The sequence below is a fragment of the Gammaproteobacteria bacterium CG11_big_fil_rev_8_21_14_0_20_46_22 genome (genome assembly GCA_002796245.1).
Classification (GTDB): domain Bacteria; phylum Pseudomonadota; class Gammaproteobacteria; order UBA12402; family UBA12402; genus 1-14-0-20-46-22.
Genome location: PCWT01000007.1, coordinates 1 through 22,238, shown reverse-complemented (window position 1 = coordinate 22,238; position 22,238 = coordinate 1). Strand labels below are relative to the sequence as shown.

The 22,238-nt window shown below is 47.8% G+C and carries 20 protein-coding genes and 1 tRNA gene; 6 read left to right on the top strand and 15 right to left on the bottom strand.

The window, feature by feature from the left end; all coding sequences use genetic code 11:
• Window positions 1–2 precede the first annotated feature (2 nt).
• The 9 genes from COV52_00365 to COV52_00325 form a co-directional block, all read right to left on the bottom strand.
• A complete protein-coding gene (locus COV52_00365) occupies window positions 3–1,712 on the bottom strand; it encodes an adenylyltransferase (protein PIR12144.1) in 1,710 nt (569 codons plus the stop codon).
• Window positions 1,713–1,779: 67 nt separating this feature from the next.
• Window positions 1,780–3,540, bottom strand: coding sequence for an SLC13 family permease (locus tag COV52_00360; protein ID PIR12111.1), 1,761 nt, complete (start codon window positions 3,538–3,540; stop codon window positions 1,780–1,782).
• On the bottom strand, window positions 3,537–4,625 hold the full coding sequence (locus COV52_00355) for an aminotransferase DegT (protein PIR12110.1): 1,089 nt from the start codon (window positions 4,623–4,625) through the stop codon (window positions 3,537–3,539). The genes COV52_00360 and COV52_00355 overlap by 4 nt, the downstream gene beginning before the upstream one ends.
• 1 nt (window position 4,626) lies before the next feature.
• Window positions 4,627–6,219: an oxidoreductase gene (locus COV52_00350; protein ID PIR12109.1), complete on the bottom strand. Its 1,593-nt coding sequence runs from the start codon at window positions 6,217–6,219 to the stop codon at window positions 4,627–4,629.
• On the bottom strand, window positions 6,216–7,511 hold the full coding sequence (locus COV52_00345) for a GDP-mannose dehydrogenase (protein ID PIR12108.1): 1,296 nt from the start codon (window positions 7,509–7,511) through the stop codon (window positions 6,216–6,218). Before COV52_00345 ends, COV52_00350 begins: the two co-directional genes overlap by 4 nt.
• A complete protein-coding gene (locus COV52_00340) occupies window positions 7,483–9,747 on the bottom strand; it encodes a hypothetical protein (GenBank protein ID PIR12107.1) in 2,265 nt (754 codons plus the stop codon). The genes COV52_00345 and COV52_00340 overlap by 29 nt, the downstream gene beginning before the upstream one ends.
• Window positions 9,748–9,749: 2 nt before the next feature.
• Complete coding sequence (locus COV52_00335) at window positions 9,750–10,544, bottom strand: hypothetical protein (GenBank protein PIR12106.1); 795 nt, start codon at window positions 10,542–10,544, stop codon at window positions 9,750–9,752.
• Window positions 10,532–10,978, bottom strand: coding sequence for a phosphotyrosine protein phosphatase (locus tag COV52_00330; GenBank protein PIR12105.1), 447 nt, complete (start codon window positions 10,976–10,978; stop codon window positions 10,532–10,534). The genes COV52_00335 and COV52_00330 overlap by 13 nt, the downstream gene beginning before the upstream one ends.
• Complete coding sequence (locus COV52_00325; protein ID PIR12104.1) at window positions 10,971–12,476, bottom strand: hypothetical protein; 1,506 nt, start codon at window positions 12,474–12,476, stop codon at window positions 10,971–10,973. The genes COV52_00330 and COV52_00325 overlap by 8 nt, the downstream gene beginning before the upstream one ends.
• 78 nt (window positions 12,477–12,554) lie before the next feature.
• Here COV52_00325 and COV52_00320 point away from each other — a divergent pair, with 78 nt between their 5' ends.
• The 4 genes from COV52_00320 to COV52_00305 are packed head-to-tail and all read left to right on the top strand — an operon-like array spanning window position 12,555 to window position 16,217.
• Entirely contained in the window at window positions 12,555–13,142 is a 588-nt protein-coding gene (locus COV52_00320; protein PIR12103.1) for a hypothetical protein, read from the top strand.
• Window positions 13,143–14,072: a hypothetical protein gene (locus COV52_00315; protein ID PIR12102.1), complete on the top strand. Its 930-nt coding sequence runs from the start codon at window positions 13,143–13,145 to the stop codon at window positions 14,070–14,072. It begins immediately after the preceding gene.
• Window positions 14,065–14,952 carry a hypothetical protein gene (locus COV52_00310; GenBank protein PIR12101.1) on the top strand — a complete coding sequence of 296 codons (888 nt, stop codon included), beginning with the start codon at window positions 14,065–14,067 and terminating at the stop codon, window positions 14,950–14,952. The genes COV52_00315 and COV52_00310 overlap by 8 nt, the downstream gene beginning before the upstream one ends.
• Window positions 14,949–16,217: a hypothetical protein gene (locus COV52_00305; protein ID PIR12100.1), complete on the top strand. Its 1,269-nt coding sequence runs from the start codon at window positions 14,949–14,951 to the stop codon at window positions 16,215–16,217. Before COV52_00310 ends, COV52_00305 begins: the two co-directional genes overlap by 4 nt.
• Before the next feature lie 318 nt (window positions 16,218–16,535).
• On the opposite strand, the gene COV52_00300 is transcribed toward COV52_00305, so the two are convergent.
• The 3 genes from COV52_00300 to COV52_00290 form a co-directional block, all read right to left on the bottom strand.
• Window positions 16,536–16,611, bottom strand: a tRNA-Thr gene (locus tag COV52_00300).
• 50 nt (window positions 16,612–16,661) lie between these two features.
• Complete coding sequence (locus tag COV52_00295) at window positions 16,662–17,345, bottom strand: cell filamentation protein Fic (protein PIR12099.1); 684 nt, start codon at window positions 17,343–17,345, stop codon at window positions 16,662–16,664.
• Window positions 17,342–18,082: a 23S rRNA (guanosine(2251)-2'-O)-methyltransferase RlmB gene (locus COV52_00290; protein ID PIR12098.1), complete on the bottom strand. Its 741-nt coding sequence runs from the start codon at window positions 18,080–18,082 to the stop codon at window positions 17,342–17,344. The genes COV52_00295 and COV52_00290 overlap by 4 nt, the downstream gene beginning before the upstream one ends.
• 112 nt (window positions 18,083–18,194) lie before the next feature.
• On the opposite strand from COV52_00290, the gene COV52_00285 reads away from it, so the two are divergent.
• Complete coding sequence (locus COV52_00285) at window positions 18,195–18,713, top strand: hypothetical protein (GenBank protein PIR12097.1); 519 nt, start codon at window positions 18,195–18,197, stop codon at window positions 18,711–18,713.
• Here the strand turns inward: COV52_00285 and COV52_00280 are convergent.
• A complete protein-coding gene (locus COV52_00280; GenBank protein ID PIR12096.1) occupies window positions 18,710–19,273 on the bottom strand; it encodes a L,D-transpeptidase in 564 nt (187 codons plus the stop codon). The two genes, COV52_00285 and COV52_00280, sit on opposite strands and share 4 nt — an antisense overlap.
• A 57-nt stretch (window positions 19,274–19,330) precedes the next feature.
• Window positions 19,331–21,526, bottom strand: coding sequence for a ribonuclease R (gene rnr, locus COV52_00275; protein PIR12095.1), 2,196 nt, complete (start codon window positions 21,524–21,526; stop codon window positions 19,331–19,333).
• 78 nt (window positions 21,527–21,604) lie between these two features.
• Here rnr and COV52_00270 point away from each other — a divergent pair, with 78 nt between their 5' ends.
• A complete protein-coding gene (locus tag COV52_00270) occupies window positions 21,605–21,874 on the top strand; it encodes a hypothetical protein (GenBank protein ID PIR12094.1) in 270 nt (89 codons plus the stop codon).
• Window positions 21,875–21,881: 7 nt separating this feature from the next.
• Here COV52_00270 and COV52_00265 read toward each other — a convergent pair whose 3' ends face one another.
• On the bottom strand, window positions 21,882–22,142 hold the full coding sequence (locus COV52_00265) for a hypothetical protein (protein ID PIR12093.1): 261 nt from the start codon (window positions 22,140–22,142) through the stop codon (window positions 21,882–21,884).
• Window positions 22,143–22,238: the final 96 nt, after the last annotated feature.

The window sequence follows — 22,238 nt, the reverse complement described above, 5'->3', positions numbered from 1 at the left end:
CTCTATCCTTGCGTTTCGATATACCCTAAACTTTCAAGCTTTAACATAATTTCTTGCACCAGTTCGTTTACCGTTACATTGCTTGTATCAAGAGCCAACTCAGCCTTATCGGGTATTTCGTAGGGATCGCTAATACCAGTAAACTCTTTGATCACTCCTTCACGTGCCTTCTTATATAAACCTTTTCGATCACGGGCTTCACAAACCTCTAAAGGCGTTGATATATGCACTTCCACAAAACCACCATACTGAGACACACTGTCTCGAACCTGCTGTCGAACAGAAGCATATGGCGCGATTGGCGCGCAAATGGCCACACCATAATGCTTAACAATTTCAGAGGCCACATAGCCGATACGTAGAATATTTAAATCACGATGCTCTTTAGAAAAACCTAGTTCACTCGATAGATTTTTACGCACCAAGTCACCATCGAGGAGTGTTACTGAGCGACCACCGTGCTCCATAAGCTTAACTAGCAGTGCGTTGGCTAGCGTTGACTTACCCGACCCCGAAAGCCCGGTAAAAAACACCGCAAAACCTTGCTTAGATTTCGGCGGGGTGGTTTTTCGAAGTTCTTTAATGACTGAGGGGTAAGAGAACCATGCAGGGATTTCCAAACCTTCTCGCAGACGACGGCGAAATTCAGTACCCGAAATCGTCAACACCGATTCACCTTCTTTGACCTCATTGATGGGGACATATTCAGCCTTATCTTCCAAATATACCATCTCTTGAAATGGCACCATCTCGATACCTAATTCATCATGGTATTGCTTGACCAGCCTTTGTGCATCGTAAGGGCCATAAAAATCCTGGTTATTCTCATCTTTGCCAGGGCCCGCGTGATCACGACCAACGATAAAGTGCGTACAGCCATAGTTTTTACGGATAATCGCGTGCCAAACTGCCTCACGTGGACCACCCATACGCATCGCAAGCGGTAATAAAGACAGCATTGTAGTTTGCTCAGGGTATTGATTCAGAATTTTCTCATAACAACGCACTCGCGTGTAATGATCAATATCGCCAGGCTTAGTCATACCAACAACAGGGTGAATGAGCAGATTGGCCTCAAGTTGCTTAGCCGCTCTAAACGTGAGCTCTTGGTGTGCCCGATGCATGGGATTACGCGTCTGAAAAGCGACGACCTTGCGCCAGCCCTGGCGGGCAAAACGCTCTCTGAGCTCTTTAGGCGTTGAGCGTAAGTATAAATAGTCATAATGTGTGGGTGGAGTCAAACCTTGAAGCTCGCCACCCAGGTACACAGCACCTGCTGTGTTTTTTAAATATGCCACCGCAGGATGCACCAAACTTTCAGTACCAAAAACCGATCTCGCCTCATGGTCTTTATCTGGCGCCCATTTATCACTCACGGTTAAAACAGCAATCGCTACCCCTTCTGGGTCACGAAGCACAAGCTTTTCACCAAGATTCACGCCTTCGGCGAAAGGTTCTGACACATCCAAAGTAATCGGCATCGGCCATAATACCCCCGAGCTTAGGCGCATATCACTTAGCACTGACTCATAATCAGCCTGCGTCATAAACCCGGTTAAAGGGGAAAACCCTCCACACAAAAGAAGTTCGAGATCACAAAGCTGACGGTGAGTTAAATCCCAAGAGGGCAGAGTCGTTAAACTGGCTTTATTATACTCGCCAACATACAAATCAACCAGGGCACCGCCATGCGGCGTATTGAGCAATTCCATATTTCCCCCAAAAAAAGCAGCAAAATCATACCACAAAAGCCAAGCAAGTTTCACACAAAAAAACACGTTAAAATGGGAAAACAAAGGGGATTGTACACAAAGCACCCAAACCTGCTAAAAACGTCACAGGTAAACCCGCTTTGACATAATCGCCAAAACGATAGCCACCAGGGCCGCAGACCATCATATTAGTCTGGTAACCAATAGGGGTCAAAAAACTTGCTGAAGCCGCAAACATCACTGTAACCGCAAAGGGCACAACCGACACACCAAGCAAATGACTCATGCTCGCAGCGATTGGGAACATCAACACCGCTGTGGCGCTATGGGTAATTACAGAAGAAAACAAAACCGTGACACAGTAAAGCAGCACCATACTCAAAACAAGCGAGTGTCCACATAGCTCAAGCAGGCCGTGCGATATTACACTAGCTAAGCCTGAGCTGAGCACAGCCTGCCCCAAACTCATCGCGCCCGCAATCACTAACAAGACATCAAAATGAATGCTTTTTTTCGCCCGGTCCGGTCGTAAGCAACCCAGCACCACCATCAAAAGTGCCGCAGTAACCGAGGCAGTCACCATGTCGAGCAAGCCTGCGACATGTAAAATCACCATGCCCAACAAGATTCCTAACGCAACAGGGGCTTTGTGTTTTCTCGAAGGATTAACATCGCCCAAAACGCTAACTAATAGAAATTCACGGCTATGGCGATATTTCTTCGCAAAATTCGCGCCCGATTCCAACAGCAAGGTATCACCAGCTTGCAAAACAATATCACCTGCTTTTTGAGACAAGCGAACCCCGTCACGCGATACAGCCAAAACCACAGCTTGATAGCGACGACGAAAACCCGACGTTTTCACTGAATGCCCCACCAAGGGCGATTGAGCAGATAATACAACTTCTACAAACTCGCGTGCATGATGCTTCACATCAAGCTCACTATGAGCATCAGTCTCAAGCCCTTCAATAGCTTTTAGCTCACGCGCACAATCCACGCCACCGACAAACATCAACCTATCGCCAACCTTGAGCAAAGTTTCAGCACTGACAGAATCCAACATGACACTATTACGCTCAATCTCTGCCAGGTAACCATGAGCCAGTTCTCGCAAATGCGCGCTTGCCAGTGACTGACCCACAAGAGGGCTACCCAGAGAAACACGCATCAATACGCTGTATTCTTTGGGGTTTTCGGTCATATCAACCAAGACTTGATGCGACGGTAATAAATGTGAACCAAAAAAAACCAACCAAGTACCACACAACACCAAAACCACAAAGCCTATAGGAAAAATTGAAAAAATCCCCAAATGGATATGGAACATTGATACTAGCAAACCACTCACCACAAGATTGGTGCTCGTACCAATCAAAGTCAACATCCCACCTAAAATCGCCGCGTACGACAAGGGCAGCAATAATTTAGAAGCTGGAAAACCAAGCTTTTTCGCCCAGACTTGTACCTGACCAATAAGAATCGCCACAATAGGCGTATTATTTAAAAAAGCACTTAAACCCGCAGTAATGCTCACCAGTCGAAACATGGCTGATGATAACCGCTTAGGCCTAGACAACAAAAACTCCAGCGCGAAACGCAAGGCGCCTGTTTCTTCAATACCAGCCGCCACCACATACAATGCTGCAATAATAATCACGCCCGGATTAGAAAAACCAGCAAAGCCTTGCGCCGGGGTGATTACGTGACAAACTAATAAAACGACAACCGAAGAAAGTATGACCCATTCTGGGCGGAAGCGATTACTCAACAGTGCTGCGATTACACCCATGCAGGTGAGTATTGTCACAAGCATGGCAAATGTCATAAATCTGTTAAAGACTCCATATAAGACAAATCGCAATAAAGCGGCATCGGCAGGCTTACGACCTCTTGTGCAACCTTGTCAGAAATCGGCGTGAACGAACTATCTTTAAATGGCGTCTGCTGATTTAAAGGCACCGGGTAATGCACAGCCGTTGGAATGCCTCTTTCTTTAAGCTTTGCAATAAAGGTATCGCGATCGCTAACACGCACAGTATATTGACCATAGACGTGGATACGACCCTCTCGCGCTACTGGCAAAGCAATCTCTTTACCTTTTAAAACCAACTCATAGGCCCTAGCCACTTTTTCACGCCCAACGAGCTCTTCATCAAAGTGATCCAATTTTACATTGAGAATTGCTGCCTGCAATGTATCTAGGCGGGAATTCACCCCTACACGAACATGGTGATAACGCTTTTCTTGGCCATGTATACGAATTTGCTGCATGATCAGCGCCAACTCGTCATCATCTGTGAATAACGCACCGCCATCACCATAGCAACCCAAAGGCTTGGTTGGGAAAAAGCTCGTGCAAGCAATATCACTCAACGCGCAGGATTTTTTACCCTGGTAGCTTGCGCCAAAACTTTGCGCCGCATCTTCAATCACATAAATCTTCTGGCCGATACGCTCGCTACTTTTTTTAGCTACCTCATCAATTGCCGCCATATCAGGGACTAGGCCGTACAAAGATACAGGAATAATTGCACGTGTTTTATTCGTGATTTTTTCTTCAATCAAACGATGATCGATAAGATAAGTATCTTCTTCAATGTCGACAAACACAGGCTTGGCGCCCAAAAGTGCAATCACTTCAGCCGTGGCAATGAAGGTAAACGGCGTAGTAATGACCTCATCACCAGGTTGAATACCAATGGCCATTAAAGCAATCTGCAAAGCATCCGTGCCATTACCACAAGCAATAGCATGTTTCACGCCACAATACTGGGCCAAACGAGACTCCAGCGTCTTAACTGGCCCACCCATAATAAACTGCGTACTATCGATGACAGACTGAATAGCCAAATCAAACTCAGCACGATAATACTCATACTGACCTTTAAGATTAACAAAAGGGAGATTCATACTAAGCCTCTACAGAATCAAGGATATGCACAACACAACCATTTTTAAGCGCATACGACGCGCCTTCTTTGTGATCAAACGCAACACCCTCATCATTAAATGCAAGATTGTTGCCAGCACGGCTGACCCAGCCGACTTGGCGTGCTGGCATACCCACCATTAACGCATGCGGTAAAACATCCTTCGTCACAACCGCACCCGCACCGACAAAAGCATACTCACCCAGCGTAACACCACAAACAATTGTGGCATTAGCCCCAACTGAGCAGCCTTTTTTCAACAAGGTTTTCTTAAACTCATCTTTTCGAATAATGAAACTTCTAGGGTTTGTCACATTGGTAAAAACCATCGAAGGTCCTAAAAACACATCATCTTCAATTTCAACACCTTCGTAAATCGACACATTATTTTGAACCTTGACACCATCACCAATAGAAACCTTAGGGCCGATAACACAATTTTGCCCAAATGAGCAGGCTTGGCCAATCTTGGTATGAGGTAACACATGCGTAAAATGCCAAAGCTTAGTCCTCTCACCAATGCTAACATGATCGTCGATGATCGCAGTTTCGTGAGCGTAATAGGTTTGCTTAGCCAGTGGTTTTAACTCAACTGATTTGCCTTCGCACTCCATGGATCTCTGAAGAGCAGCCAAAACACGCAGACCTTGAAGACCCTCCTCACCATCAGTGACCGGTCGATCACGTTTGAGCACACAATCCAAAAAATGCTGGCATTCTGATTTCAAAGGCTCGCAAACCTCTAATGGCTGATATTCTACCTCAGCTTTAACGGCCTCAGGAATACCACTTGGCCACTGCACTGTATGAGAGTACAGTGCCAACTTTTCAGACCATGGCAAAGTGTCATCAAATACAGCCATTTTCTGACTGCCAACGATTATCAGTTTTTGCTCTTTAAAAGGATGCAACCATGATACAAAAATATGGGCATTAATGCCGCTATCAAAGGTCATTTGCGACATAGTAACATCTGCAATTTGCTGATGAAGGTAGCCATGCCCTTTCGCAGACACTGACTTAGGCTCACCACCAATCAGACCTAACACGACAGAGATATCGTGTGGTGCAAAACTCCATAAGCTATTTTCTTCACGGCGAATTTTGCCGAAATTTAAGCGGTTAGAATAAATATACTGGAGCTTACCGAGCTCCCCTCGTCCGATCAGTTCTTTGAGCGCTGTTACAGCAGGGTGATAATGCAAAAGGTGCCCCACCATAAGAATGCGACCTTGGCTTTTGGCAAGCTCAACCAACACCTCGCCTTCAGCAACCTCTAAAGCCAGAGGCTTTTCAACAAAGACATCTTTACCCGCCAGAAGGGCTTGCTTGGCTATGTTGAAGTGTAACACAGCCGGAGAAGCAATGACGACAGCATCAATCGTTTCATCAGCTAGCAGAGTTTGCACATCGCTATATTCAATAAGGCCAGAATATTGTGCTGACATGGCATGCAAATTGGCCGAGCTCACATCACAAATAGCTTTTAACGCACCCAGCTCATAGAAGTTACGGACCAGATTTTTACCCCAGTAGCCACACCCAATAACCGCAACCGAAGGTTTTTTAATCATAAGCGCCAAACCTCAACTGAGCCATGCTGGAGGGCTGCTGGTACAGCACTTTTCACATCCAGCAATAACTTTAACTGTGGAAAAGCCGTTTTAATATTTTCATACACTGGAGTGAATGCTTTATGCGCCACAGCTAGCACCACCACTTCCGCATCCCGAACATCAGCCATATCACTTAAAGCTACACCATATTCATGGCTCACTTCATCCGCCGATACTTCAGGGTCACAGACGAGTGGTGTCGCGCCATAAGCCTGGAACTCATGGTAAATATCAATCACTTTCGTGTTGCGCGTATCCGGGCAATTCTCTTTAAACGCGAAACCTAAGATGGCGATCTGAGTATTGAACGGCGCCAATGAAAGCTTGCTCATACGTTTAATGGTTTGCTCGGCAATAAACTGCCCCATTCCATCATTGGTTTTACGGCCCGCTAGAATGACCTCCGGGTGAATACCCGCTTTTTTCGCGCGATGCGTCAAATAGTAAGGATCCACGCCAATACAGTGACCGCCCACCAAACCCGGTTTAAACGGCAAGAAATTCCATTTCGTACCAGCCGCTTGCAAAACCTCAGTCGTATCGATACCGAGCTCGTTAAAAATCACAGCCAATTCATTCACAAGAGCGATATTCAAATCGCGCTGCGTATTTTCAATCACCTTGGCCGCTTCAGCGACACGAATGGATGAAGCCTTATACACGCCGGCCTCAACCACAGCACCATACACTTCAGCCACCTGTTCTAAAGTTTCAGGCGTTTGGCCTGAAACAATTTTCATAATTTTCTTAAAGGTGTGCTCTTTATCCCCCGGGTTAATGCGCTCGGGTGAATAGCCCACAAAAAAATCTTGTCCAGCTTTAAGGCCCGATACACGCTCTAAGACTGGCACACAATCTTCTTCGGTAGCACCCGGGTACACAGTGGATTCATACACCACGATATCACCCGGCTTTAGTACCTTGCCAATCGTTTCTGAAGCACCGAGCAAAGGTTTTAAGTTAGGCTGCTGTGCGTCATCAATCGGGGTGGGTACGGCCACAATATGAAACGTGGCTTGATTTAACTTAGCCGAATCCGTCGTCAATAGTAAGCGAGGGTTGTCAAGCTGAGCCGGCTCACATTCACCCGTGGCATCAACCCCCCCAAGCAGGGCATCCACGCGGCTTTGATTCAAATCAAAGCCGATCACATCAAATTTTTCTGCAAAGGCACACGCCAATGGCAAGCCGACATAGCCTAAGCCAATCACTGAAATGATGTTAGGATTTTTTCTTGTCTTCATAGTCATAATAATAGCTATACCGCCCAGCGTGACCCTCGGTCGTGCGTTTGCTCACGTGATTAAGCACCACGCCGTGCAAAGCGACTTCCGATTTAGTGAATACTTTTTGCGTGTGGCGTATCTGATGTAAATTATCATTGCCAGCACCAATGACCAATAAATTAATAGTAGTATGTTTTAAAGTGAGCAAAGGGTCAGACACAGCTAAAACAGGCGGTGTGTCGACAATAATGTAGTCATACTCAGCCGTCAACCCTTTCCAAAAAGCGCTAAAATCGAACTGGTTTAAGAGCTCCGCAGGGTGCGACGCGCGCTCACCTGCCGCCACAAAATCCAGCCCCTTAGCCACATTCCTATGTAAGACCTCTTGGAATGAAACCTGCTCATTCAAATACTCAGCCATCCCAGGCGCAACTTGCAAATTGAAGTAGCGATTTAAATGGCCCTTTCTCATATCCAAATCGACCAACAAAACCCGTTTACCAATCCCCGCCAGAAGAAAAGCCAAGTTTGCTGAAATAAAGCTTTTACCCGCAGCCGGACTAACGCCACTGACACCGATAATGGGGCAGGCTCGACCCACCATCATCACACCCAGGGCCGTACGCAAGCTACGTAGTGATTCCACCGCAACGTTTTTAGGCTCTCTTTCACTGAGCAAGAAACGCTTTTCAGCTTTCACACCAAGCCTAATTTTTTTCGCATCTTTTTGAAGCCGCGCCTCGGCAGCACTGTACGGCAAGACCCCCAGTACCGGTAGCTGTAAGGCTGCCTCAATGACCTCAGGGTTTTCAACATTCGGCGAAAGCAACTGGCGCAACACTAAAATAAGCACTGCCAATACAAACCCAAAAAACAAGCCCGCGAAAGCAATTAATGGTATTTTTCGTGGCGCTTCATAGGCAGGATAGCTTGCCGAACTTAACAGGCGCACATCACTGATGGTACTACCCTTAAGCATTTGCATTTGCTGCATCGTCACTTGTGTCGTCTGATAGAGTTGACCCGCTACATCTAAATTTCGCTGCATATTAGCCAGCGCTAAATTTTTCGCTGGGGCATTTTTAAGCTCGCCTTCGATTTTATTGATCTGAGCCTCAAGCTGTTTTTCTTGCTGGCTGATCGCAATCACGTAAGGGTGCTTTGGCGTAAAATTCTGCAACAGCTCAAGCTTCTTCTGCTTAACCGTTTCCAAGGATTGCTCCAAAGAATTTAAATTCTGCAGCAATACTTGCGCTTCGAGTTTTTGATCAACCACGCCCGTTTTTTTACCGTAGTTGGCGATCGCTGTCTCAGCTTGACTCAGCTGACTATCCAAATCAGGCATTTGTTTTTTCAAAAATGCCATCGTTTTAGCAGCTTCAGCCGACTTCTCAGAAATATTTTTAGTCACAGCCACTGCCAAAATGGTATTCAATATTTTTTGCGCCTGGTCGGGCGTTTTCGCCTGGTAATCAAGCTCAAGGATTCCAGTCTGCTGCCCCTGCTCCTGTATTTGCAAACGAGACAAAATACTGTCCACCATAAGGCCAGCCTCTTGTTTCTCAACCATGAAGCTTGAACCGAGGCGGGCTACTAAGGAATCCACTTCAATACTCACTGGAAAGGCAGCGCGCTTTGAATGCTCAAGCTCACCGACCTTACCGTTAAGCACAAACGCGCCGCTAGGGGCATAAAGCGCGTAACGCGAATCCGGCAGCGCCTTCAAAGTAAATGCCCGGCCTTCCTGTGCTTGCGGAACATCAAGCTTGGCAAGCTTAATCGATTCACCACCCCAAGCATACGCATTAAGACCCAAAAAAGATGCGGCGGGTTTATTGCCTCGGTGGAGCAAACCAAATACGTGGCCCAACAGAGGAACCTTGCGAGGGTAAGCCACAAGGTTCATCCCCATTTGACGAATCACTTGGCCTAAAATATAGCGAGACTGTAACAAGGAAGTTTCGATATCAGACTCCGAAGCCTGACGCGAAAAAAGTGATCCCGATGCGGCAGGCGCATTACCCAGAAGCGCAACCAAATTAGACATGCCATCCTGACCGTTTTTAATTTCTATCAACGCAGACGATTGATAAACAGGCGGCTTAAGAAAAGCAAATAATAGCCCCAAAACGAAACAGCTTACACTCATCACCAACACAAAACGGCGGTTGTTTTTAATGAGCGCCAATAGCTGTTTTAAATCTAAAATAGTATTTTCTTGCTCTTCCGCCATTCGTGACTCTGAATGCATGGTCGACATCCCTAAACCCCCGTCACTGATTTCGTCGAAGACGCACCCGAAAGCGTCGGCAATATTTGCGTAATCACGCGGTTCCAAGCCGACACACCGGCTGGTGGTACATAGACCACATCATTATTGCGCAAGTAGAAATGCTCAGCCGCAACGACTTGATCGGGCATTTGTGCATTCACCCAGAATGCGTAAATATTGCCTTTGGTGTAGCGCAAGACATAAATTTGGCTAGTATTAGCGGTCACTGTATTGGCGCCGCCCGCATTATTAATCGCATCCATGATGCTCAATGGCCTGTCGGTGATCGGCTGCACGCCGGCTTTACCGACTTCACCCATCACCTGCACTTCTTTACTTCTAAACACTGCCACTCGCACACTGATTTGCGGATCACGAATATAGGCGCGAATACGGCTTTCCAAGAGCACACGAATTTGATTCAACGTTAAACCAGAGACTTTCACACTACCGGCAAATGGGAAAAAGATATCACCTTCTTGTGAAACTAGAATACCGGTTTGTTCGGGGTTAGCTTCTTGATTGGTCGGCGTGGTGAGTTCGGGATGATCCCAGACAATGATATTTAAGATATCGTAAGGGCCGACTCGATAATCCCGCGGTGCGCTGTAATGCTTGGCGATACTGTTAGCTGTTACGGGCACAATGTACACATGGTGGGTTTTGCCATTAGCGACATAGGTATCGTTTAAACTATTATAAGAGAAGTAAGTACCCGGCACGACGGAGCAAGCAGCCAAAAGCGAACATGAGAGCAGTGCGAGTGTGTACTTTAGTTTTCCCATAACTTCGCTTGCCAAGCGCTCCAGTAATTTTTTATTTGTTCAAATATTGCATCAAACGCGTCACGCGGTTGTTTGTACGGATCTGCAATATCGCTCGCCACCCAATGGCCCAGGCGAAAAACTTTACCACGCGCCCCTGGAAAAGCAAGGAGTAATTCGTCGGTCTGCCAGGCTTCCATAGTGAAGATCAAATCAGCATCACTGACAATTTTTGCATCAATCTTACGAGCGTGATGGGCAGCGCCATCAATACCTTGCTCAGCCAATATCGCTAAAGAATGCGGATCCATAGGGCTTTCGACTAAAGCAGACAAGCCCGCCGAAGAACACGCAACAGAATACCCAGCTTTTGTTAATTGTTCTCGCGCCCAGTACTCTGCCAAAGGACTTCGACAGATATTACCCACACACACAAACAAAACCCGATCAAACATCCGCGGCTTTCTCCAACTGCCCAAAACTCACCACCATATTCACACCCACCGTGGTGGAATGAAAGTGAGAATCTAGGCCATACAGCTCACCCACATCGGTTTGCAAGCCAATATAAGGCGTGAAGTAATAACTCAAACCGACTTTTGGCTGCATCACACCACCCTTGCCAAGGTCTAAGCCGCCACCGCCGGCCGCACCGGCGAGCAATTCACCATAAAGCTGCAAGGCGCGCAGCGAAGAGGTTTGTACCCCCACGCCTAACATGCCGATTTGTAAACCACCAATATGATAACCAGAGTATGCCGAAGCGCCCTGCCCAGTCAGGTAAATATGCGGTGTAATCATGCGGTCAATGCTGATATTGACCAACTGCAAGGTATCATTATGCTCATCGTTTTCACGCTTAGCATCAAAAACCGTCTCGTTACCGGCACGCACTCGCCAAGCAGTTTCATAGGCTTTGACCTCATTATTCACTTCTTGCGTTAAGACGGCGCTGTCAAACCAGTACATTAACTCGCCTGAGAGCGTCCAAGCGCTAAACCGACCGCCCGGCGCATCCAAATAACCGGCTGAAAGACCCGCCCCCCAATGCGGTGAAAAATGCGCCGTCAGACCAAGCTCAGGACCCCACAAAAATCCGCCACCGGTATCGACAGAGCCGCCACCGCCTGTGCCCATATCCAAAGCGGCATTAAGAGAAATCATGGGCGATAAATAATAGCTATAGCCAGGGCCTGCCAAGACATCCATATAGCCATTCGGAATACCGGAAAAAGCGCCTGCGAATTCCAAATGACCAAACCAGTGGCCCGTAAAGTAATGACCCACATCGAGACCCACCAGCTTAATCGTGCCATCTTGCGTCTCACCCGCCGTGTTTTTAGTGCCTTTTTTCTGCACATACGCCTGACCGACGAGCGCCATGTAGTTTTTTGAGGTGCTCAAAAAATGGTTCTGATAGCTTTGGCCCATTAGCCTTGGGTTCTCGTACAACAAGGTGTAAGGCAAACTTAGCGTCAAACCCAGCTGCTTGCTCTGCTTATGAACCGAAGGAAAATAAAAATAGCTGTAATGCAGCCCTAAGCTAAAATAGCGGAAATCATACATCAATGCGACGTCGCCATTGAGAATAGAGCCGCTACCGAAACCCGATGAGTGGCCGCCACCACCGCCGGCAAAACCACCCGCGCTAAGATACGCTCGATGCCACTTCGGTGTTTTGAGATTAGCCGCAAGGCCCCAGGCATAAAACCCGCCCGTCTCACCTGTGATCGGCGCATAGGCCGCCACGCCCAAGCTGAAATATTTCGTCCACTGAGGCAATACCTTAAACCCAACCAGGCCCATACGGCGACTTTGGCCTTGGGTTTTTACCGCATCGTAGGAAAGCTGATAATCGATCGGCAGCGAGTGTGACGAAAGTTGCGCGCCTTTTGCGCAAGCCAAGCTGGCAATGCCCAACAAAACAGCAAAAAAACACCCTCGACGTAACACAACGACCCCCTTATAGCGGCGGACACTTTACCCGTCCCAGCCCAAAAAAGCCAGTTTGATTTACTCTTGCGAGCTGATATGATGAGCGCTGATTTTCAAGGGGCGCTAAGGCTTATGCTGTTTTTTATACTATCACTCATTATCGCCTATGCACTGGGCAGTTTATTGTTTGATCGAATTGCGATCAAAGCCTATGAATTCATCACCAGCGATGAAATAGAGCCCACCACAAACAGCAGCCTGGCTCTGCTGCGCTCACCTCATTGGCCCATCGGGCTTGCCGCACTGATTGGCGATATCTTAAAAGGCATCATCGCCATTGCTGTCGCGATCATTTTAGGCCTGCACGGTTTCTGGCTAATGTTGAGCGGACTCGCTGTGATTGTTGGCCACCACTATTCAGCCTGGTTCAAGTTCAAAGGCAGCCGTGATTTTTCTGCAAACCTCGGCGTGTATGTCGGCCTGGCCATTGGCGTGGCTTTTTTTGCTGCACTGGTCTATGCCTTCTTTGTCTATAAACGTTTGTCTTTAGCGCGTGGCGCGCTCGCCAGTGCCGTGGTGGCCATTGTGCTTGTGGGCGTTTTTGGCTACGGCTTGGCGTATATTTTAGGCTTTGCGCTGATGGCCGCGCTGACATACTGGGTTCATTTAGGCAAAGCACCGTAGATGCTAGGCGCTGTTAAACGCTTTTTTGTTTACCGCTTCGACCCTTGCCACAGCTTTTTACAGCAAGGTCTTCGCACAGCGCTTGCCGTGTTTCTATCGATTCTACTGTATCGCTCACTTTGGGCTTACCCTGAGCATTACTGGGTTGTATTAGCCGCGACCTTCATTATGCAAACGCGCGTGGGCAAACTGAGTTTCACCCCACACCTGTCTGTGATTATTTGCGGGATTCTCTCGGCCTTGATTGCCTGGCTCATGATCACACTGCGCCCCTGGTTATTGATCAGCGCGCCCGTCTTCGCACTACTGGCCATGGCCTTTGTCTACTACTCACGCAAAGGACATGAATCCACTGTTCGCGCCTTTTTTGTTTTGCTCTATGCGGTGATCTCATTGGGCTTACCCTTGTTACCTGGCGGCAGCGGCTTGCAGCGCTTTAGCTTTATGCTGCTTGGCACAGCATGCGCATTGATTGCGAGTTTCACGTTTCGAAAAAACCCAGCTTTATATTTTCAGCGTCTATTAAAGGTCTATCGCCACAACATTGCTGAGCTGATTATGCTTGAGCTGCGCACAATGGCGAGCAAAACATCTGCAGAAAAACGTCTACATGAATTGCGCAACCGCTTACTTCGACAAGAGCGCGAGCTACTCACGCTCGCCAAACCTTTTTCCGACAGTGCAGCTTACATCAAAGGGCTCAGAGCTTTCGCAATCGATATTGGTAATTTGCGTTTCTTTGAACTGGATGACAAAACGACATTGGCTCATGGTCTATACACCTCACTCAAGCCTCGCTTAGCACAATTCACGCAAACGAGGATTCCACTCGGACCGCTCACTGAAACCGAAGCAACGCACCGCCTGATAAACCTGTTTGAACAACGCGACATCGCGCTGCAAGCCCTGGGAGCCTCAATCGATGAATAAGGCTTTACCGATTAAAATGCTGCGTATGGGCCTAGCCGTTTTTATCGCCCTACTCGTTCAAGATTATGCCGGACTCACTCAGGGCTTTTGGGTGCCGATGACCACCATGATAGTCTTACAGGCTTCACTCGGCAGCACCTTGCGCCGCGGTCTTCAGCGTTTTCTCGGCACACTGCTCGGCATTTTAATCGGTAGTACCATCGTGGTCTTTATTCACGACGCTTGGCTGGCGCAAGCCTTGCTCGTGCTTACCGTGTTTTTAGCTTTTTATGCGAAAGCGTTTAACATCACGAACTATGGCATTTTTGTCGTGCCACTATCGGCCATGGTCGTGATGCTGATCGCCACTGTCGCACCGAATGAAACCTTGCACCTCATCCCTGCGCGCTGTTACGACACGGGTTTGGGTGCCTTGATCGCTGTTATCATGAGCGCAGTGTTTTTTCCTGTCGGTCAAATACGCACACTTAAAGAAAGCTTCATTCGCACAGAAAATGCTGTAAAACAGTATCTCTTAAGTTTTCAAAAAGATGCCAAAAGCCTAAATGATGCAAGAAATTTGCTAGAGCAATCGCTAAGCGAGAACCGAACACTGTATGCAGATGCCTTTTATGAAATCGTTTGGCTGCCGAAAAAACGTCGCGCATTGCATGAAACCATGTTGGGCTTTGAAAAAACAGCGCAACTCTTGTGTGGCTTGGAAAATGTTTACGCCGAAGCAGATCACGCGCTTAAACTTCAGATATTAAAAGCCACGCGCGCACTGTCAAAAGCTCGCAAAGCAACGCCACATAAAGATGATCAAAAACCGAGTGAAACACTGTGGCATCAGTATCTCGCAGCCCTTGAGGCTAACCACTTGGCTGAAATCCAAGCATGAAAAAAGCCTGCTTTATTCTTATGGCCGCAGGCGTTGTTAGCGCCATATTCTCAAACAATTATGCGAGCACCACCGCACAAAACTACACACTGCTAAACAAACAAAGGCTTCAACAAGTTTTTCACGCCTCGCGAATCAAGATTCAAAACATTCTTCAAAAGAAAAGCACACAGGAATCGCCCGATCAAACTATCATTCAATTAATCAAATCCTTTCTCAATAAACCTTACTTATATCAAAGCGCAACCGGTGAAAGTGATTGGCAAGCCGGCCACTGGCATTACACGCCAGGTGCCATGCATATTCAACAAGATCCCGTCTATCGTACCGATGGTTTTGACTGCACCACTTTTGCCTCAATGATCCTCGCGCTAGCCAATTCGAATAATATCGATCAGTTTGATAAAACGATATTACGTATCAACTACGGTGCCGCGCCGGGTTACAGCGCAAGCCAAGTTCACTACTTTAACCGCAATCATTTTATCAGTGCGGACTTTAACCCTAATAACGAGAAAAACGGTTACATTAAAAGTGCGCACTTTACTCAGCTAAAAACAAAAAACATCACGGTGACTATCACGCGAAACAATTGGTTTAAAGACAAGAAAACCAAGCCCCAGCAAACCATCCGTGTTTTTACACCCGCCGTTGGACAGGCGATGCTCAAGCGCTTACTTGGCCCCTATCCTCCAGAAAAGCTTACAGGCTTTGACAAACAAATTGTGACACTCAGCTACATTCCAAAATCACAGCTCATGTCAAAAACCGACCGAGGCTATACTGAAAATTTATCGGCGTTCAAACAGATTCCAACACCATCTATCGTGGAATTTGTTCGCAACAAACCGGCCACCTCTGGCAGTCGCCTTATCATTGGGCACATGGCGATCTTGTACCGTCAAACCTTCCGTAAAAATCAACTCATTTATTATCAAACAAGCTGCCGACTTAATAGTGACAACGAAAAAGCCTGCAGCGTCACACCTATTTATTGTGGACAAAAGCAATGCAAAGAGTTGATGCTCGCCGAAGCCACCACACTTTACCCCAACAATTATTATTGGTACCAAAAAAATGGCCGCTTCGTTTGCCGAAAAGCCAAACCACACGCAGGCACGCCGTATACACATTGCAATCGCGTGATCAGCTTGCCACTTGCAGCCTATCTGGCGCGTAAAATGTACGGACGCTTTGACTACATGGATGACCCCACACGCCTTGGATTGCACATCGAATCAATCAACATACCAACCCTTAGTTAGCCTGGATTGAGCGCCAAAGGCGCGATAGGCCGGGTTTGATTTTCCCGGGTTATCAATGCGTCGCATTTCAACCCAGGCTTCATATCGAAGAAGAATGCCGGCGGAGAGATTACTCGCGCCCATCCCTGGGACGCTCGCCCTTCGGGTCCTCGCCGCTGCGCGGCAAGGGACTCATTTTGCAATCCTGCAAAATGGGTCGAACTACCCAACCGCCTCTCAATACAAAGGAATCTGATTTGTAATCAGGCGATAAGGGATCGAGCGTATCAGCAGAAAAGCATTATATTTAAGCCTACTTAAAAGTAGGCTTAAATATAATGGTGCCGGCGGAGAGACTCGAACTCCCAACCGCCTGATTACAAATCAGATGCTCTACCAATTGAGCCACGCCGGCACGTTAGGAAGGGCTATTATATAAATTTCTTGAAACGATGCAATATCTTTTTATTCTGACATAATGGCGACTGTGGTGCTATCAAGGCAGGTCAGTATAAACCCTGTCATCTCGCTCACATCGCCACTTTGGTAAAACCTCAGCATCTTTTCGTTAAACTCAAGCTGCCTGGCCGCTGGCAAATTGATCGCCGGCAAACCCTGATCCAACAAGAGGCCGTTCATCATAAACCGTCCCATGCGCTTATTTACATCGTAAAAAAATTGCGTGCGTGCCATGCTTAAAAATATAAAAATGGCGCGCTCATAAGGTTTTGCTATCGCGCTTGCCGCTGTCTCCATCGTCTGCCAACAATGAGAAAGCTCACCGGCAGCCGGCGGCTGATAATCTGTGCCGACGATCGAGACACCCCCGTCGCGAAACCGTCCCCACGTTAGCGATTCTTCTTTAGCTGCAATGGCATGTAACTGGCAAGCAAAGGGCTGGCTCAAAGCGAACTGCCCAGACTCTATCGCCGAAAACAAAAAACGCCAAGCTGCTGCTTGGTTTAATGTGATTTTCTCATCGCTCAAGGTGTGGCCACCGACGGTGATCCCATCGAGCAAGGTTTGCACCTCAGGCAAGGTATAATGAATACCTTCTAAATTAACCGCATCACAAACAAAAGCCGGTAATTGTTTTTTTGCCAAAAACAGCGCTTTGTCACGATTGGGCTTGATCACACTGATAGTCATGACTTTACCCCACGTTGGCGTAAGGCTTCGTACAGCATCACACCCGTGGCCACCGACACATTCAAGCTTGAGACATAACCCTTCATAGGGATGCTGACCAAATGATCGCAGTGTTCTTTTGTCAAACGGCGCATGCCATCGCCTTCATTGCCGACCACAATCGCCAAAGATCCCGTGTAATCCACATCATATAAGGTTTGGTCAGCCTCATCTGCCGCACCCACAAACCAGATACCGTCTTGCTTAAGCTGCTTAATCACACGCGCTAAATTACTCACTTGGATCAGCGGCACGGAGTCAAAGGCGCCCGCAGCCACTTTGCGCACGGTTTCTGTCGCCTCGCAACCACGATGCTTCGGTACAATCACGGCATCGACCCCTGCGCCATCGGCCACACGCATACATGCACCTAAGTTTCTAGGGTCTTCAACACCATCCAACACCAATAAAAAAGGGGGGTGGTCCAGCGGCTTGAGTGCCTCAAACAAATCATTTTCATTCAAGGCAAGCTGAAAATCGCCCTGAGCTAAAATACCCTGATGTTTACTGCTACCGGCCAAACGGTCTAGCTCGGTTCTCGGTACCGACAGGCTGTGAACACCGGCTTGTTTTGCTAAATCCAGCACATGCTGCATACGTTTGTCGTGTCGATTCGATAAGCTATACAACTGCCGAATATGTTGTGAGCGAAAGCGCAATAGACTTTCGACAGCGTGTAAGCCAAACACCTGATCCATACGATATTTCCACTAAATGATGACGCGATCATAACGTATCACCTAGGACATGTCATTGTAATAATTTGTTAAGCTTTTTTGAGTATACTGGCTGGAAAGAAGGAGATTTCTTATGCCCCGCTACCCATTATCGAAAGAAACTATGCATCGTTTTAAGCTAGGCAGTCTAGCGCTTGCCCTCCTGCTCTTTTTTTCACCCTCTATCCCTATCTTTATAGGAAGCAATCTGATGGGTCTTGCTATAACCTACCCTCTGCTTACCGGCTTATGCGCAACGCCTCTAGTCCTATGCAGTGATCTCGTTTCTAGAGCAACCGCCCTCGACTCACGCACTCAATTAGATATACAAAACACCCAAAAAGAGGTCTACATGTGGTCTATTCTGCAAGGGCTTCTTGGCTTGCTTCAGGCAACCCTAGCTATTATCGCCTTTAGCCTAGCGCCACAACAAACTAACGAGCAATGGAAAGCCAACTTAACGAGTGTCGGCGAGACTGCCAGCCTGGCCTTTTCCCTCATGCTTGCATGTACTTCAATGATGTTCGTGCTATACAAGCAAAGCTTAAGCCTGCAGCCAAGCAACGACGCTAATACGGGTGCGGCGGGCCGGCCGGCCGCAGCCATTGTTTAGAATGAGTGACCGTAAGGTTCCACAATCACTGTGGTGCCCACGCGCATGAAATCGTTGTTCAACCATTGTGCGGCGCTGGGTGTGACCCGGATACAACCATGGCTCGCATTGTAATCGGGCACATGGTAGGCGCCGTGGATCGCGTAGCCCTTATAGAAATGCATGCAATGTGGCATGGGTGCACCGCCATTGGTTTCCAGTGGGTATCGGCTAGATTGACACTCTTCGCCTTTTTTCGCGTACACCGTGAATTTACCAACGGCTGTTTTACACGCTCGACCGATATCTTCACACCAGCTGTTACCACCCGAAGCACGACCGGTTTTCACGCGGTGGCCGTTTTCATCATAGGCTGCCCAGGCGGTGTCCTTCGGATCAAAGATAAACACGCGCTTGCCGGTGGCTGGGCGTGTTTCAGGAAATACATTTTGGCCTTTGGCGTCATCCGAGTGATGAACCAGCGCAGGGTTGCCGCCCGGCGCAACGCTGGCACTGCGCGAACAGGCTGCCAAACTTAAGGCGCCCGCAGCCGCTAAAGCCAATAGTAAAACTCGTTTCATGGTATCCCTTCCTTTTAATGAACTCGAACCACAGTCTAAAAGGCAGGGGCTAAGACGTCAACGTCTTCGGCGGCGCTTTTTCTTTTTCGGTGTTTCAACCGGCGGTGCATCCAGCTCAAAATCAATCTGACGATCATCCAAACTCACACGTACCAAACGAACGCGCACTGAATCACCCAAGTGAAACTGTCTGCGCGTGCGCTCACCGTACAAGCACTGACGGATTTCATCGAAGGTATAATAATCATTATCCAAAGAGCTCACATGCACCAAGCCTTCGATCAGGGTATCGCAAAGCTCCACAAAAAAACCAAAACCGGTGACACTGGCAATAATCGCCTCAAAGGTTTCGCCGACCTTGCCGGCCATAAACTCACACTTTAACCACGAAGCCACATCGCGCGTGGCTTCATCAGCACGACGCTCGGTCTGCGAACAATGCTGCGCATAACGCTTTAAGCTCGCCAAGGGGTGTGGCGCTTTTTGTTGCTCACAAATCGCTTTGATAATACGGTGCACCAACAAATCCGGATAACGGCGAATCGGTGAAGTGAAGTGGGTGTAATGCTCGAACGCCAGGCCAAAATGCAGCGCACAATCCACACTGTAATAAGCCTGCTGCAATGAGCGCAAAAGCTGCATTTGAATGATAGCCGCATCGGGGCGCAACTCCACCTCAGACACGAGTTTGGCATAATCTTTGGGCTCCGGCTTTAACTCGCCACCCAAGTGTAAACCCATCACACGCAAGAAGGATTGCAAGTCAGCGATTTTATCCGGTTTAGGACCCGGGTGAACACGGTAAACACCGTCGACTTCTGCCTCCAATATAAATTTAGCCGCGGACACGTTCGCCGCGAGCATACATTCTTCCACCAAACAATGAGCGTCATTTCGATGCACGGGCAAAATTTTCTCGAGCTTAAGTTGTTTATCGAAAATAAAGCGCGGCTGCGGCACTTCAAAATACAAACTGCCATGATCCATGCGGTAGTCATGCAATACACCATAAAGCTCATACAACTCATCAATATGTGAAACCACATGGCGATACTGCTTGCGCACATCATCACGTGCGTACTGCGTCATATCAGCCACTGCAGTATAAGTTAAACGCGCATGAGAATGAATAACCGCTGAGTAAAAACGGGATTGACTGACTTTACCTTTATTCGAAACAGTCATTTCGCAGACTAAAACCAAGCGATCCACCTCGGGGCGCAAAGAACATAAGCCATTAGACAGCTTTTCAGGGAGCATCGGGATCACGCGCTTGGGAAAATAGACCGAGTTGCCGCGCTTGATCGCCTCTTCATCTAAGGCACTGCCGGGTTTTACATAATGACTCACATCGGCAATGGCCACCCACAAAGTCCAACCACCCCGACGCTTTTCACAGTAAATGGCATCATCAAAATCTTTCGCGTCTTCACCATCGATGGTCACAAAGGCCTTATCACGTAAATCCACGCGGCCTTCTAAATCACTGTTTTGTACTGTATCCGCTATCGCCTCGCTTTCGCGAACACAAGCATCTGACCAAAGATGCGGTAAATCATGCGAGCGAATGGCCACATCAGTTTCCATACCAGGGGCTAAGTATTCACCCAAGACTTCCACCACTTCACCGATCGCCGGCGTATGGCGATTAGGCGGTGTCACGACTTTGATTGATACCATCTGGCCATGTTTGGCGCCGTGGCGTTTATCCTCAGGAATAATAATCGACTGATTAATGCGTTGGTTATCCGGCTCAACCACAAACAAAGCCTCTTCTTTGAAAAAGCGCCCAGCGATCAAGCCTTCTTTGCGCTCAGTCACCTCAACAATGCTGGCCACACGTTTGCCACGAATTTCAATGCCGCGTTGCACGCGCACCAAAACTTTATCGCCATGCATGACTTGGCGCATACTCTTGGCTTGCACAAACAAAGGCTCACTGCCATCTTCCGGGAAAAACAAACCGTTGCCGTCTTTGCGGCCTTCAACGTGACCGGCCAATAAATGCAGGCGATCAATCAAACCGTATAAACCTTTGCGCGACACCATGAGCTGCGCATCGCGACACATAGCGCGCAAGCGTCGGCGCAAGGCTTCGTGCTGTTCATCATCATGAAGGTCGAGGGCTTCTGCCAAATCGTCTTGTGATAAGGGCTCACCCGCCTCTTTCAAAACGCTCAAAATATACTCACGTGAGGGGATCGGGTTCTCGTAATTAAGGGCTTCTCGCTGAGCACAAGGGTCTTGTGGCATTTTTATTTTATTCCTTTTTGTCATTATCTATTCCTGGTGTACACTTTCGTCATCAATGGTTACAAGGATAGACGGGATATGCAACGAAAATTACATTTAATCGCCATTATGACAGGTTCAAGCTTGCTACTGTCTGCCTGTGGTTTTAACCCACAAAACAGTGCACCAACCAAAATCCAACAGTGCAACACCTTACAGCGTCAAATGTTGTTCGGCAATGAAGATGCCAACGGTAACCCTAGCGGCTTCCAACGCCAAGCCTCACGCACTCAAATACAGCAACAATACAACAAAATGCATTGCTACCAGACGTTGCAGGAGGCAAAAGCCACACGCGATCAAAAATAGGTGCTAATTAAGGCGGCGGCGGTGCTGATGAAAACTCGCCACGAATGACCTCGATGTCATGGCGCAACGCAGCAACGAACTCACTCATATCAAGATTATAAAGCTCTTGAAGTAATTGACCCACAACAAAGCTGGCCGATACACCTCTGCAATCAAGCGTTGTTTTCTGATTGAGCTGATTAGAAATATTCTCGAGAATTTCAAGCACCTCATTAGGCTCGATGTCGTCAGACTGCCCTAGCCAAGCCCCAGCCCTTTTAAGGTCCATCAACCTAAAAAACGCAGTTGAGCCTATTCCTGCTGTTCAAATTGGCGACTAAATCAGATTATTTTTTCAACAATAATTGGGCTATCCAGGTGCAGG

Excerpts from the sequence above, each read along its gene's own strand:
- COV52_00365 (PIR12144.1), bottom strand. The coding sequence starts at position 1,712 with ATGGAATTGCTCAATACGCCGCATGGCGGTGCCCTGGTTGATTTGTAT.
- COV52_00360 (PIR12111.1), bottom strand. The coding sequence starts at position 3,540 with ATGACATTTGCCATGCTTGTGACAATACTCACCTGCATGGGTGTAATC.
- COV52_00355 (PIR12110.1), bottom strand. The coding sequence starts at position 4,625 with ATGAATCTCCCTTTTGTTAATCTTAAAGGTCAGTATGAGTATTATCGT.
- COV52_00350 (PIR12109.1), bottom strand. The coding sequence starts at position 6,219 with ATGATTAAAAAACCTTCGGTTGCGGTTATTGGGTGTGGCTACTGGGGT.
- COV52_00345 (PIR12108.1), bottom strand. The coding sequence starts at position 7,511 with ATGACTATGAAGACAAGAAAAAATCCTAACATCATTTCAGTGATTGGC.
- COV52_00340 (PIR12107.1), bottom strand. The coding sequence starts at position 9,747 with ATGTCGACCATGCATTCAGAGTCACGAATGGCGGAAGAGCAAGAAAAT.
- COV52_00335 (PIR12106.1), bottom strand. The coding sequence starts at position 10,544 with ATGGGAAAACTAAAGTACACACTCGCACTGCTCTCATGTTCGCTTTTG.
- COV52_00330 (PIR12105.1), bottom strand. The coding sequence starts at position 10,978 with ATGTTTGATCGGGTTTTGTTTGTGTGTGTGGGTAATATCTGTCGAAGT.
- COV52_00320 (PIR12103.1), top strand. The coding sequence starts at position 12,555 with ATGATGAGCGCTGATTTTCAAGGGGCGCTAAGGCTTATGCTGTTTTTT.
- COV52_00315 (PIR12102.1), top strand. The coding sequence starts at position 13,143 with ATGCTAGGCGCTGTTAAACGCTTTTTTGTTTACCGCTTCGACCCTTGC.
- COV52_00310 (PIR12101.1), top strand. The coding sequence starts at position 14,065 with ATGAATAAGGCTTTACCGATTAAAATGCTGCGTATGGGCCTAGCCGTT.
- COV52_00305 (PIR12100.1), top strand. The coding sequence starts at position 14,949 with ATGAAAAAAGCCTGCTTTATTCTTATGGCCGCAGGCGTTGTTAGCGCC.
- COV52_00295 (PIR12099.1), bottom strand. The coding sequence starts at position 17,345 with ATGACTATCAGTGTGATCAAGCCCAATCGTGACAAAGCGCTGTTTTTG.
- COV52_00290 (PIR12098.1), bottom strand. The coding sequence starts at position 18,082 with ATGGATCAGGTGTTTGGCTTACACGCTGTCGAAAGTCTATTGCGCTTT.
- COV52_00285 (PIR12097.1), top strand. The coding sequence starts at position 18,195 with ATGCCCCGCTACCCATTATCGAAAGAAACTATGCATCGTTTTAAGCTA.
- COV52_00280 (PIR12096.1), bottom strand. The coding sequence starts at position 19,273 with ATGAAACGAGTTTTACTATTGGCTTTAGCGGCTGCGGGCGCCTTAAGT.
- rnr (PIR12095.1), bottom strand. The coding sequence starts at position 21,526 with ATGCCACAAGACCCTTGTGCTCAGCGAGAAGCCCTTAATTACGAGAAC.
- COV52_00270 (PIR12094.1), top strand. The coding sequence starts at position 21,605 with ATGCAACGAAAATTACATTTAATCGCCATTATGACAGGTTCAAGCTTG.
- COV52_00265 (PIR12093.1), bottom strand. The coding sequence starts at position 22,142 with ATGGACCTTAAAAGGGCTGGGGCTTGGCTAGGGCAGTCTGACGACATC.